A 13,081-nucleotide genomic window follows, 5' to 3' on the forward strand; every position below is an offset into this window, starting at 1 on the left:
ATCGGTCAGGCGCAGGGACCGGCCCTCCCGCTCGAACAGGGTGACGCCAAGAATCTCCTCGAGATGACGCACCTGCTGACCGACGGCGGCGGGGGTGACGCTCAGCTCCTCGGCGGCCGCTGAAAAGCCGCCGCAGCGGGCGGCGGCCTCGAAGGCGCGCAAGGCATTCAGCGGGGGAAGGGCGCTCATTTCAATACAATAGAAAATCTATCATGAAACACAAGAAAACATGGTTTGAGGAAAGCAATAATTTCCTGCCACATGGCGCGGCTAATTGAGGAGGTCCGTCATGGATCAGTTCATGCCCGCCCTGCCCCTGAAGGGGGCCAAAATTGTGATCGTCGGCGGCGGTGAGGCCGCGGAGAACAAGCTGCGCCTGTTCCGCGCCGCGCCCTGCGCGGTGGCCTGGCATACGCTGGGCGGCGAGGGGCGTTTGCCAGCCGGGATGCAGACCGACGTGACGGTGAACGCCAGCCCGCGCGTGCCGCCCGCGGCATTCGATGGCGCGGCGTTGGTCTTCATTGCGGTGGAGGAAACCCGTCTCGCCGCCCGGCTGGCGCGGCGCGCCAAGCGGGCGGGGGCGCTGGTCAATGTCGTCGACCGCATCGATCTCTGCGATTTCTACACGCCTGCGGTGATCGACCGGGGCGCGGTGACGGTGGCGTTTTCCACCGGCGGCGCCGCGCCGGTCCTGGCGCGCGACCTGCGCTCCGCCGTCGAGGGCGTGGTGGCGCCGGGGGCGGGCATTCTCGCGGAAGCGGCGAATGATCTGCGCGATACCGTGAAATCGGTGATCGGGGATTTCGAGACGCGGCGTGAATTCTGGGTCAGCGCCCTGCGCGGTCCCGCCGCCATCGCCGCGGACAAGGGCGACGCGCCGGGAACGCGCCGGGTGCTTCTGCAGAGCCTGGATACGTTCCGGGGCGCCGCGCCGGAGAAAACCGGCGTGGTGCATCTGGTCGGCGCCGGGCCGGGCGATCCGGAGCTTCTGACGGTCAAGGCCGCCCGCCTGATCCGCGACGCGGACGTTATCGTGCATGACCGGCTGGTCAGCCCGGAGGTCATCGACCGCGCGCGGCGGGATGCGCACCGCATCGATGTCGGCAAGTCGCGGGGAACCCACCCCGTGCCGCAGGAACGGATCAATGAAATCCTGATCGAACAGGCCCGGCAGGGGCGCAATGTCGTCCGGCTGAAGGGCGGCGACGCCTTCATTTTCGGGCGCGGCGGCGAGGAGCTGGAAGCCCTTCGCGAGGCGGGTATCGAGGCGCATGTGACGCCCGGAATTTCCGCCGCGCTGGCCTGCGCCGCCTCCGCGCAGACGCCGCTGACGCACCGGGATTCGGCGCAGGCGGTGAGCTTCGTCACCGGCCAGCCGAAAAAAGGCGGGCAGACCGTGGATTACACGGCGCTGAGCGCCGCCAACCATACGGTGGTCGTCTATATGGGCGTCGGCACGGCGGCGGAGACCGCGGCGGCGATGATCGAGGCGGGCCGCGATCCGGCGACCCCGGTCGCCCTGATCGAGAATGGAACGCGCGCCGATGAGCGCATCCTGACCGGAACGCTCTCCCGGCTGGGCGAGCTGGTGACGCGGGAAGCCGTGAAAGGTCCGGCCGTCATCATTGTCGGCGAGGTGGCGCGCCATGCCCGCACGTCGTCCGGCGAGGTTCGGGCGCTGGCCGCGCAAGCTGAGCGGAGCGCGGCATGAAGGCGATCACGGCAAACCGTCTGGAGGATGGCCGCGTCGTCTATCGGAAGGCGGAAGGCGGCTGGACCCAGCATTTCGAGGACGCCGCGCGCTATAGCGACGACGCTCTGGACAGCGCACTCGAAGCCGCGCTGGCGGAAGAAGGCGTGGTGGTCGGCCCCTACGCCATCGATGTCGAGGGCGCGGCGCTGAGCGGCGCAAAACTGCGGCGGGAATCCATCCGTCTGTTCGGGCCCACGGCCGGCTCGACGCGCGAAGCGGCGAAACAGGGAGCCGATCATGTACAGATATGACGAGATCGACGACACGCTGGTCCGCGAGCGGGTGGAGGAGTTTCGCGGTCAGGTGGCGGCGCGCATCAAGGGCGATCTGACCGAAGATCAGTTCAAGCCGCTGCGCCTGATGAACGGGGTCTATCTGCAACTGCACGCCTATATGCTACGCGTGGCGATCCCCTATGGGGTCCTGAGCTCGGACCAGTTGCGGATGCTGGCGCATGTCGCGCGCACCTATGACCGGGGCTACGGCCATTTCACGACGCGCCAGAACATCCAGTATAACTGGCCGCGCCTGGTCGATATTCCGGAAATTCTGGACCAGTTGGCGAGCGTTGAGATGCACGCCATCCAGACGTCCGGAAACTGCATCCGCAACACCACGACGGACCCGTTCGCCGGGGCGGCCGCTGACGAGGTTTCAGACCCGCGCCCGTGGTGCGAGTTGATCCGGCAATGGTCGACGCTGCACCCGGAATTCACTTACCTGCCGCGCAAATTCAAGATCGCGGTGACCGGCGCGAAAGCGGACCGCGCCGCCATTGGCGTGCATGATATCGGTCTGCGTCTGGTCGCGGGCGAGAACGGGGATATCGGTTTCGAGGTCCACGCCGGGGGCGGCCAAGGCCGCACGCCGCGCGTGGCGGTGAAGCTGCGAGACTTCGTCGGACAGCGGGACCTGCTGGCCTATCTGACGGCGATCCTGCGCGTCTATAATCTCGCCGGCCGGCGGGACAATATGTACAAGGCGCGGATCAAGATCCTGGTCGAGTCGATGGGCGCGGACGCGTTCACCGAGGCGGTCGAGGACGAGTTCGCCCGGCTGAAAAACGGCCCGCTGACCATCCCGGTCGAGGAGATTGAGCGCGTGGCGGCGCACTTCCTGCCGCCCGCCGCCGATCCGCGCCCTGTCGCCAAGTCCGCCGACCCGGCCTTCCTGCGCTGGAAGGCGCATAACGTGAAGCCGCACAAGGTGGACGGGCTGCGCAGCGTGGTCGTCTCCCTGAAGCCCACCGGCAAGACGCCGGGCGACGCCAGCGCCGGCCAGATGGATGCGCTGGCCGACCTGGCGGATCGCTATGGCTTAAGCGAAATCCGCGTGACCAAGGAGCAGAATCTGGTCCTGCCGCACGTCGCCGCCGCCGATCTGGCGGACCTCCACGCGGTGCTGGCGGGGCTGGAGCTGGCGACGCCGAACGCCGGGCTGGCCAGCGATATCGTCTCCTGCCCGGGGCTGGATTATTGCAACCTTGCCAATGCGCGCTCCATCCCGCTGGCGCAGGCCATATCGAAACGGCTGGCGGAGACCGGGCTGGACGAGCCGGCGGGCGAGCTGACCATCAAGATATCAGGCTGCATCAATGCCTGCGGCCATCACCATGTCGCAAATATCGGCCTGCTTGGCGTCGATAAGAAGGGCGAGGAAGTCTACCAGTTGACGGTTGGCGGCGTCGCGGACGGCCAGTCGGCCGTGGGCAAGATCCTCGGCCCCGGATTCACGGCCGACAGCGCGGTGGAAGCGGTTCTGACCGTGGTCCGCGTATTCACCGAACGCCGCACCGGGGCAGAAACTTTCATCGAAACGCTCGGGCGCATCGGCGCGGACCCGTTCAAGGAGGCGGTCTATGCAGATTGAAGCCACATGTGAAACCGCTCGAAGCGCAGAGGCACCGCAAGTGCTGGCGCTTCCCCCGGACGCGATACTGGAAGACATCGCCAATGAAATTGCGGGCGTGGAGCGGATCGATATCCATTTCCCCAGCTTCAAGGACGGGCGCGGATTCTCGCTGGCCGCGCGCCTGCGCGAGCGCGGGTTCGAGGGCGAGTTGCGGGCCGTGGGCAATCTGATCCCCGATCAGGCGCGTCTGCTCAAGCGCGCCGGCTTCGACCGGGTCGCGCCGGATCAGTCCGGGCAGGCCGAACGCTGGAATGCTGCGCTGACAGCGTTCAGCGGCGATTACCAGCCGGCCGAGGACAAGACCGAGCCGGCCTTTGCCCGCCGCGCCCGCAAGACCCGCGCGGCCTTGGCCGATGCGTTGAATGCGGATTACGCCGACCGACCGGCGCGGGAAGTGCTGGCCGCCGCGCTGGACCGCTTCAAGGGCCGGATCGCGGTGCTGTCTTCCTTTGGCGCGGAATCGGCGGCCGGGCTGGCGATGATCGCGGAGATCGCGCCGGACACGCCGGTCTTCTTCCTGGATACGGAGCGCCATTTCGCCCAGACGCTGGATTACCGCGACGCGCTGGTAAAACGGCTGGGCCTGACCAATGTGAAAATCCTGCGCGCCGACCGGGATGAAGCGGCGGCGGAGGACGCGGACGGCCAGCTCTGGCGGCGCGACTCCGACGCCTGCTGCGCGCTCCGCAAGGTGCGGCCTCTCGCGCGGGCGCTGGCCGGCTATGATGCGCTGATCACCGGGCGCAAACGCTATCACGGCGGAGTCCGGGAGACGCTGGAGCCGTTCGAGTTCGATGGCGTGCGGATCAAGGTCAATCCGCTGGCCGGGTGGAGCCGGGAAGACGTGCAGGCGGTGTTTGAAAAACTCGATCTTCCGGCGCATCCGATGGTCGAACAGGGATATGTCTCGATCGGCTGCTGGCCTTGCACGGCCCCGGCCTCGCCCGCCAATGTACGCGATGGCCGCTGGCGGGGACAGGACAAGACCGAATGCGGCATACATCAGCCATTGGCCGCGGGCGGACAGGGAGGCCCCTTGCTGTGAGTGAAAGACAACCCGCCGTTATCGGCCTGATCGGGTCGACCCCGCTATTGAAGCTGGAAGGCCCTTCGCGCCGGACCGGGTGTGAAATCTATGGCAAGGCGGAATTTCTCAATCCCGGCGGGTCCGTGAAGGACCGCACGGCGCTGGGCATTATCCGCGAAGCCGAACGCTCCGGCGCATTGAAGCCGGGCGGGGTGATCGTGGAAGGCACCGCTGGAAATACCGGGATCGGACTGGCGACCGTTGGCGCGGCGCTGGGCTACAAAGTCGTGGTTGTGATGCCGCGCACCCAGAGCCCGGAGAAGAAACAGGCTTTGTGGGCGTTGGGCTGCCGCGTGATCGAGGTCGATCCCGCTCCGTTCTCCAGCGAGCATCACTTCGTCCATGTCTCGCGCCGTCTGGCTGAACGTCTGGCGGACATGCCGGGCGGGGCCTTCTGGGCCAACCAGTTCGACAACCCGGCCAATCGCGCCTTTCACGAAGCGACGACCGGCCCGGAAATCTGGGACCAGACCGGGGGCAAGGTGGACGGATTTGTCTGTGCGGCGGGGACGGGCGGCACGCTGTCCGGCGTGGCGGCGTCGCTGCGTGCGAAAAATCCCGATATCGCCATCGGCCTCGCCGACCCGGCGGGCGGGGCGCTCTACAGCTATTTCACGTCCGGTGAGCTGAAATCCGAAGGCTCCTCCATCACCGAAGGCATCGGCGTTGGCCGCATCACCGGCCAGCTTCAAGGGCTGCAGGTCGATCACGCTTTCCGGATCGAGGATGCGGATTTCCTGCCCATTCTGTTCGCCCTCGTTGAGGAGGAAGGTTTGTCGCTGGGCGGTTCTTCCGGGGTGAATGTCGCCGGGGCGATCCGGCTGGCCGAGGCGCTGGGGCCGGGACATACGGTCGTGACCCTGTTATGCGATGCAGGCGCCCGATACGCTGGACGTTTGTATAATCCTGAATATCTAGCAGCGCGTAATTTGCTCTGTCCGCCCTGGGACGCCGATCATGTTCCCGAGGCCGACAATCTGGCCGCCCAGAGCTGAAAGACGAGACGACCTAGATGAGTGAAGCAGCCGCCGAAGCGGCGCGCGCAGAGCGCCCCGCCAAGTCCAGCGCGTTCCATGAACTGGAAGTTCATTCGGTGAAACATTACACCGATACGCTCTTCTCGTTCCGCGTCTCCCGTCCGGAGACATTCCGCTTCCGCGCGGGCGAATTCGTGATGATCGGACTGGAAGGCGAGAAAAAGCCCATCCTGCGCGCCTATTCCGTCGCCAGCCCGACCTGGGACGAGGAGCTGGAATTCTATTCCATCAAGGTGCCGGGCGGCGCGCTGACCTCCCGCCTCAAGAATATCCAGCCGGGCGACAGGGTGCTGATGGGCAAGAAGCCGACCGGCACGCTGGTCACTGACGCCCTGCGCCCCGGGCGGCGGCTCTACCTGCTCTCCACCGGCACGGGCGTGGCGCCCTTCGCCAGCCTGATCCGGGAGCCGGACGTCTATGAGTATTACGATGAGGTCGTGCTGACCCATACCTGCCGCACCCACGCGGAGCTGGCCTATAGCGAAGAGCTGGTCGAGCGCACGAAAAACGACCCGCTGGTCGGCGAGGAAGCCGCAAAGCAACTGGTCTATTTCAACTCCGTCACGCGGGAAGAGGGCGCACGGACAGGGCGCGTCACGGATCTGATCCGCAGCGGCGCGCTGTTCGAGGAGATCGGCGGCAAGCCGCTGGACCCCGAACATGACCGCGTCATGATCTGCGGCTCCGAAGCCATGCTCAAAGAGCTGAAAGAGATGTGCCTGGAGCGCGATTTCATCGAAGGCTCCAACGCCAAGCCCGGCGACATGGTCATCGAAAAGGCGTTTGTCGGCGAAGGCGTTTAAGTCCCTGTCAGGTCAACCGCTTTTCTGAAAACCGCGCAGTCAGAACGTTGCCCGGGACGCCGTCGGGAGGTACCCGCGCGGCTTGATCTATGACTTGAAACACCTGTTGTTTGAAGGCTTGGGCCCGCTTGCGAAGGCGGGCGGCGGCGCCGGAACGATTGCGGCTTAAATGTGTTCAGGAACATGAACAGCCGCCAGTTCTCGAGCCACATCAGTCCGTCTTGAGGCGCAGCGCGCACGACCGCCAGGCCCCGCCATTCAGGTGGCGCGCCGGTGTACAAGCCCGGAGCCGCCAAGTTGAAAAAATATCTCGCCGTTAGCGCTTTACTCGCCTTTTCTACGGCCCTTTCTGCTCCCGCCTTGGCACAGGAAGAAGGGTCTGAAGAAGGCGGGTTCGGGTCCTTGAGCGGCAAGCTCAAACTGGCGAGCAATTACATGTATCGCGGCCTTTCGGTCAGCGATGACGGCCCCCAGCTACAAGGCAGTTTCACATGGGCTCACGATTCCGGTTTCTATGCCGGCGTGTGGGCGTCCAACACCTCCGCAGGCGGCGAGGGCAATTCCGTGGAAATTGACCCGTTTGTCGGGTTTGCAGGCACAGTGGGCGATAGCGGCGTCGGTTACGATATCGGTTTCTGGTATTATTCCTTCCCTGGTTCGGTCGCCGATCTCGACTATTGGGAAATCTACGGCATCCTCAGCTATACGCTGGGCGAGGCCGATCTCGGCGCCAGCGTCTGGTACGCCAAGAATTATTTCGGCGACGACTTCTTCCCCGATACGCCGTCCTATGCGCTGCAGACGACGGCATCTTATCCTCTGCCCATTGGCGAAGGCGTTTCGGTTTCGGGAAAGCTGGGCCGGCAGATTTTCGATGAAAGCGCCGCGCTGACCGCGCAGGACTACACCTATTACGATATTGGCGTCTCGAAAGCCTGGGAAGCCGTTACGCTCGACCTTCGCTGGCATGACGCCGATGGCGTGAAGCCGGACCTCGCCGCCCCGGAAAATGTCGGTTCGCTGGTTGCCAGTATCGTCTTTTCATTCTGACGCCTCGGCGCGGATCCTGCTCACCTGAAAAACAAGGATATGCGATGAACGATTCAGCCACCGACAGCGTGGAGCAGGAGCCCGCAAAGGACCGGATCAATCCGGTTGTTTTCTACGCCTCCGCCATCGGAATTGCGGTGTTCGCCCTTTGGGCGATGGCGTTCTCCGATCAGGCGGGCAGCGTGATCAACACCGCGCTAGCCTGGATTTCCAACACGTTTGGCTGGTTCTATTTCCTCGCCGTCCTTGTCTATCTGGGTTTTGTCATCTTCATCGGATTTTCCAGATACGGAAAAATCCGGCTCGGTCCCGATCACTCGAAACCGGAATTCGGGTTGCTGACATGGGCGGCGATGCTGTTTTCGGCGGGCATCGGGATCGACCTTCTGTTCTTTTGCGTATCGGAACCGGTCACCCAGTTCCTGGCCGCGCCTGACGTCCAGGGCGAGGGCGTGGCGGATGCGCGCCGGGCCATGCAGTATACGTTCCTGCATTGGGGCATTTCGGGCTGGGGCGTCTATACGCTGGTCGGAATGGCGCTGGCGTTCTTTTCCTATCGCCATGGCCTGCCCCTGACGATCCGCTCCGCCCTGTTCCCGATTTTCGGAAAGCGGATCTACGGCCCGATTGGCCATACAGTCGATATTGCGGCGGTGCTAGGCACGGTCTTCGGCATTGCGACGAGCCTTGGCATCGGCATCATCCAGCTGAATTACGGCCTGAACTACATGTTCGGCATCCCCGACAGCGTGATCACGCAGGCAGGACTGGCGGTGATCATCGTGGTGTTCGCCGCTATTTCTGCGGCAACCGGCGTTGAGCGCGGCATCCGGAGGCTGTCCGAATTCAACATGCTTCTGGCGCTGGGCGTTGTTCTGTTCGTGTTGTTCGCCGGCGACACGGTGTTCCTGTTGAACGCTTTTGTGCTGAATGTCGGCGACTACCTGTCGGAATTCATCGGGTTGTCCTTCAACACATTTGCCTTCGACCAGCCGACAGAATGGCTGAACGGCTGGACCCTGTTTTTCTGGGCGTGGTGGATCGCCTGGGGGCCGTTCGTAGGGCTGTTCCTGGCCCGGATTTCCCGCGGGCGGACAATCGGCGAATTTGTCGCTGGCACGCTGATCCTGCCGATGGTTTTCATGATGATCTGGATGTCGATCATGGGGAACAGCGCCATCGAGATGGTGATGGGGGGCGCAAGCGCTTTCGGGCAAGAGGCGATGAACAATCCCGGTTCGTCCATCTATCTGTTCCTGCAGAATCTGCCCCTGTCCGGAATCACGACCGTTGCAGTCACCATTCTGGCAATCGTCTTCTTCGTGACGTCGGGCGATTCCGGTTCTCTGGTGCTGTCGAACTTCACTTCCATCCTGAAGGACGCCAATTCCGACGCGCCGGTCTGGATGCGTGTGCTGTGGGCGGCGATCATCGGCGGCCTGACACTGGCCCTGTTGCTGGCGGGCGGACTGTCCGCTCTGCAAAGCGCGGTGGTGGTGATGGGCTTGCCCTTCTCCATCGTGCTTTTCCTGATGATGGCGGGGCTGTTCAAGGCGCTGCGCGTGGAGGCGATGAAGGAGGAGGCTCACCGCAAGTCGCTGCCGGGTTATCTCTCCGGCCGCATCCGCGAAGACAAGCCAACACACGAAAGCTGGCGACACCGTATTGCCCGCGCGACCAGCTTCCCCACGCACAAACAGGCGGTGCGTTTTCTGGAAGAAACGGCGCGTCCGGCCATGGAGGAAATCGCGGGCGTGCTGGGCGAGCGGCAATTGCCCGCCGATATTGAAAGCGGCGGCGGGGACGACCCGTGGCTCAGGCTGAATGTCCGCATCGAGGCGCAGCAGGATTTCACCTACGAAATCAAGCCGGAGCCCTATGCCATTCCGGCCTTCGTTCGCCGGCCGCAATCTAAGGATTCGCGCTACTATCGTCTGGAGGCGCACCTGTTCGAAGGCAGCCAGGGCTATGACCTGGTGGGCTACACGCGGGCGCAGGTTGTCGAGGACATTCTCGACCATTTCGAGCGGCACATGCACTTCCTGCATACCCAGCGCGCAGCCATGGGCGGACGCACGCCGATGCCGGACGAAAACACTCAGGACCAATCGCAACACGATCAGGAGGGCGAGACGTGAGCCACGCTTACGACCAGGAAGCCGACTACGTCATCATCGGGGCCGGGTCTGCTGGCGGTGTGCTGGCTGATCGCCTGAGCGCTGACGGTCAGAACAAGGTTCTGGTGATCGAGTATGGCGGCAAGGACAACTCGATCTTCATCCGCATGCCCGCGGCTTTTTCCATCCCCATGGGCAAGGAAAAGTTCGACTGGGGCATGTATTCGGAGCCGGAGCCGGGCCTGGGCGGCCGCGCGATACACCACGCGCGAGGCAAGGTCATGGGCGGATCGTCGTCGATCAACGGCATGGTCTATGTACGCGGTTGCGCCGGCGATTTCGAAGAATGGGCGGATCTGGGCGCGAAGGGCTGGGGCTATGCCGACGTCCAGCCTTATTTCAAACGCGCCGAGGATTGCGTCTATGGAGAGGACGCCTATCGCGGCGCCGGCGGGCCGCAGGGCGTGTCGAATGGACGCGGCATGAAGAACCCGCTCTATCGCGCCTTTATCAAAGCCGGCGCGCAGGCGGGGTATGGCGAGACCGAAGATTATAACGGCTACAGGCAGGAAGGTTTTGGCCGCATGGACATGACCGTGCGCGAGGGCATTCGCTGCTCCACCGCGGTCGCTTATCTGAAACCGGCGCTTGAGCGGGACAATCTGGATATAGAGCTGCACGCGCTGACCACGCGCATCCTGTTTAAGGGCAAGCGGGCGGTAGGGGTGGAGTTCCGGCAGGCCGGGGAGACGCGGCGGGTCAAGGCGCGCCGCGAAGTCATCCTTTCGGCCAGCGCCTTCAACTCTCCAAAATTGTTGATGCTTTCAGGCGTTGGCCCCGCGGCTCACCTGAAAGAGCATGGCATTGAGGTCGTGCACGACCTGCCGGGCGTTGGCCAGAATCTTCAGGATCATCTGGAAGTGTGGGTGCAGCATCGCTGCAAGAAGGACATCACCCTGAATGGCTGGCTGAACCCGATCGGCCAAGCGCTGATCGGCGCCCGTTGGATGCTGTTCAAGGACTGGCTGGGTTCGACCAATCACTTTGAATCGAACGGCTATATCCGTTCTCGCGCGGGGCTCAAATGGCCCGATATCCAGTATCACTTCCTCGCTGGCGCGATCGCCTATGACGGTTCCAGCGCCGTCGACGGGCACGGTTTCCAGGCTCATGTCGGTCACAACAAGCCCAAGAGCCGCGGCGAAGTCACGCTGAAATCCGCGCAGCCCGAGGACCACCCGCGCCTAGTCTTCAATTATCTGTCGGAGGAAGAGGACAAACAGGCCTATCGCGACGCCGTGCTCCTGACCCGTGAGATATTCTCCCAGCCCGCCTTTGACGAATACCGGGGCGAAGAAGTTCAACCGGGCAAGGATGTCCAGTCCGACGACGAGATAGATGCGTGGGTGGCGGAGAAATCGGCCACCGCCTATCACCCGGCTGGAACCTGCCGCATGGGCGAAGACGACATGGCCGTGGTGGATTCCGAGTGCCGGGTGCATGGCATGGAAGGGCTGCGCGTGATCGATTCATCCATCATGCCGACCGTGACAAACGGCAATCTGAACGGCCCCACAATCATGATCGGGGAGAAGGGCGCAGATCATGTGCTGGGCAAGGGGATGCTCCCGCCGTCCACGCTGGACGCCTATCACGCGCCGGATTGGGAAACCCGCCAGCGCGCCGAACCGTCGGCCGCGAACGACTGATCCGGTTTTCCGGACTCCCGTTGCAGCCGCGCGTGGGTTAGCGTCCCGCGCCGGTTTGCGGCCTGACGGGGGAGCTCATGGATTCGACAATCGTTCTGCTGACGCTGATTGCCTATAAGGCGCTGCTGATCGGCATCGGGATCTGGGCGAGCCGGCGAAACAAGAGCGAATCCGATTATTTCCTGGGCGGCCGCGCGCTCGGGCCGTGGGTCGCGGGACTGTCCTATGCGGCCTCCACCTCTTCCGCCTGGGTGCTGCTTGGGTTTTCCGGATTTGTCTATGTGTTCGGCGTCTCGGCATTATGGATGCTGCCGGGGACATGGCTGGGCTATGTGCTGGTCTGGCTGTGGTTCGGGCCGCGGCTGCGGGCCGAAACCGTGGAGGAAAACCACGTTACGCTGACGGACTTCCTGGCCGCGCGCAGCGGGGGAAGCTGGCGGCGCGCCATTGTGTGGACGGCCAGCGCGCTGATCGTCTTCTGCTTTATTTTCTACATCGCCGCGCAGTTCCAGGCCGCCGGCGCGGCGTTCGCCGCGGCATTCGACATGCGCGTGGCGGAAAGCGTGATGATCGGGGCGGCGATCATCCTGATCTATGTCTTCCTTGGCGGGTTCTGGGCGGCCTCGGTGACGGACACGGTTCAGGCGGCCATCATGTGGCTGATCGCGATTTTCCTGCCTGTTGTAGCGGTGATCGCGGCCGGCGGCCCCGCCGGGATCATCCAGACGCTTCAGGCCACCGCGCCGGAGGGCTATCTGGCGTGGGACGGGGGGCAGCCCTTCTTCCTGTTCGCCGGGTTTGCGCTGGGGATTTTCAGCGTGGGGCTCGGCACCTACGGCCAGCCGCAGCTTCTCAATCGCCTGATGGCGGTCAAGGACGAAAAAAGCCGGATTCGCGGGTTCATCATTGCCATTAGCTGGGGCGTAATCGTGTTCCTGGGCATGGCGGCGCTGGCGCTGGCGGGCCGCGCTCTCGTCGCCGATCTCGGCAATGCGGAAAACATTTTCTACCGCATGACGGCGGATCTGCTGCCCGCCGCGCTGGCTGGCGTAGTGGTCGCCGCGGTGCTGTCGGCGGTCATGTCGACCGTGGATTCCATCCTGCTGGCCGCCGCGGGGGCGGTGGCGCATGATCTGGGCGTTACGAAACGCTGGCCGCAGCGGGAATTGCTGGTTTCCCGGCTGGTCATGAGCGCGATCTGCGTGCTGGCCGTCATTATCACGCTGAGTGTTCCAGCGACCATATTCGGGCGAGTGCTGTTTGCGTGGTCGGCGCTGGGCGCGGCGTTCGGGCCGATCGTGGCGGCGCGCGTGGCGGGCGTTGAACCGCGGGCCTGGGCGGTCTGGCTGTCCATGACGGTGGGTTTCACCCTGACGGTCCTGTTCAGCCAGGTCTTCGATTCCGGTCCCGGGCAGGTGGGCGAGCGCCTGCTGCCGTGGCTGCCGGCCCTGGCGATCGTCTTCCTGTTCCGGCAGCCCAGGGGCGAGCCTGCGGCGCGTCCTTCGGGCTGAACCCGCGCCGTTGGTCGCGTCATTTCGGCCATTTGCCGCAATGCGCCGCCGCTTGCCGCGTGAAGATCAGGTGTCATCGATTTGAACCTGACGGCGGCGCCAC

General features: G+C 64.2%; 11 protein-coding genes. 10 read left to right on the forward strand and 1 reads right to left on the reverse strand.

Translation table 11 applies throughout. From position 1 onward, the window contains the following. Positions 1 to 189, reverse strand: a 189-nt coding sequence (locus L338_RS12655; protein WP_033311360.1) for a LysR family transcriptional regulator, incomplete at its 3' end; no start/stop codon positions are given. Between the two features lie 100 nt (positions 190 to 289). On the opposite strand from L338_RS12655, the gene cysG reads away from it, so the two are divergent. The 10 genes from cysG to L338_RS12705 all read left to right on the forward strand — a co-directional run bounded on the left by cysG (position 290) and on the right by L338_RS12705 (position 12,978). Continuing rightward, positions 290 to 1,711 carry a siroheme synthase CysG gene (cysG, locus tag L338_RS12660; RefSeq protein ID WP_022698762.1) on the forward strand — a complete coding sequence of 474 codons (1,422 nt, stop codon included), beginning with the start codon at positions 290 to 292 and terminating at the stop codon, positions 1,709 to 1,711. Beyond that, a complete protein-coding gene (locus tag L338_RS12665) occupies positions 1,708 to 2,004 on the forward strand; it encodes a DUF2849 domain-containing protein (RefSeq protein WP_022698763.1) in 297 nt (98 codons plus the stop codon). The genes cysG and L338_RS12665 overlap by 4 nt, the downstream gene beginning before the upstream one ends. Beyond that, on the forward strand, positions 1,991 to 3,622 hold the full coding sequence (locus L338_RS12670; RefSeq protein ID WP_022698764.1) for a nitrite/sulfite reductase: 1,632 nt from the start codon (positions 1,991 to 1,993) through the stop codon (positions 3,620 to 3,622). Before L338_RS12665 ends, L338_RS12670 begins: the two co-directional genes overlap by 14 nt. Positions 3,623 to 3,662: 40 nt before the next feature. Then, the gene (locus tag L338_RS17120) at positions 3,663 to 4,709 is read left to right on the forward strand and encodes a phosphoadenylyl-sulfate reductase (protein ID WP_022698765.1); all 1,047 of its coding nucleotides are present in this window, start codon (positions 3,663 to 3,665) and stop codon (positions 4,707 to 4,709) included. After that, positions 4,706 to 5,746, forward strand: coding sequence for a cysteine synthase A (locus tag L338_RS12680; protein ID WP_022698766.1), 1,041 nt, complete (start codon positions 4,706 to 4,708; stop codon positions 5,744 to 5,746). Before L338_RS17120 ends, L338_RS12680 begins: the two co-directional genes overlap by 4 nt. A 17-nt stretch (positions 5,747 to 5,763) precedes the next feature. After that, complete coding sequence (locus L338_RS12685) at positions 5,764 to 6,591, forward strand: ferredoxin--NADP reductase (RefSeq protein ID WP_022698767.1); 828 nt, start codon at positions 5,764 to 5,766, stop codon at positions 6,589 to 6,591. Between the two features lie 273 nt (positions 6,592 to 6,864). Then, entirely contained in the window at positions 6,865 to 7,641 is a 777-nt protein-coding gene (locus tag L338_RS16690) for a TorF family putative porin (RefSeq protein ID WP_081639622.1), read from the forward strand. 44 nt (positions 7,642 to 7,685) lie between these two features. Further along, entirely contained in the window at positions 7,686 to 9,779 is a 2,094-nt protein-coding gene (gene betT / locus L338_RS12695; protein WP_022698769.1) for a choline BCCT transporter BetT, read from the forward strand. Then, positions 9,776 to 11,467, forward strand: coding sequence for a choline dehydrogenase (betA, locus tag L338_RS12700; RefSeq protein WP_022698770.1), 1,692 nt, complete (start codon positions 9,776 to 9,778; stop codon positions 11,465 to 11,467). Before betT ends, betA begins: the two co-directional genes overlap by 4 nt. A 77-nt stretch (positions 11,468 to 11,544) precedes the next feature. Beyond that, on the forward strand, positions 11,545 to 12,978 hold the full coding sequence (locus L338_RS12705; protein WP_022698771.1) for a sodium/proline symporter: 1,434 nt from the start codon (positions 11,545 to 11,547) through the stop codon (positions 12,976 to 12,978). The last annotated feature ends 103 nt before the right edge of the window (positions 12,979 to 13,081 follow it).

It is taken from the genome of Euryhalocaulis caribicus (genome assembly GCF_000412185.1).
Lineage (GTDB): Bacteria > Pseudomonadota > Alphaproteobacteria > Caulobacterales > Maricaulaceae > Euryhalocaulis > Euryhalocaulis caribicus.

Bases quoted from the DNA above. Each gene is read 5' to 3' on its own strand.
- cysG (WP_022698762.1), top strand. From the start codon at position 290: ATGGATCAGTTCATGCCCGCCCTGCCCCTGAAGGGGGCCAAAATTGTG.
- L338_RS12665 (WP_022698763.1), top strand. From the start codon at position 1,708: ATGAAGGCGATCACGGCAAACCGTCTGGAGGATGGCCGCGTCGTCTAT.
- L338_RS12670 (WP_022698764.1), top strand. From the start codon at position 1,991: ATGTACAGATATGACGAGATCGACGACACGCTGGTCCGCGAGCGGGTG.
- L338_RS12685 (WP_022698767.1), top strand. From the start codon at position 5,764: ATGAGTGAAGCAGCCGCCGAAGCGGCGCGCGCAGAGCGCCCCGCCAAG.
- betT (WP_022698769.1), top strand. From the start codon at position 7,686: ATGAACGATTCAGCCACCGACAGCGTGGAGCAGGAGCCCGCAAAGGAC.
- L338_RS12705 (WP_022698771.1), top strand. From the start codon at position 11,545: ATGGATTCGACAATCGTTCTGCTGACGCTGATTGCCTATAAGGCGCTG.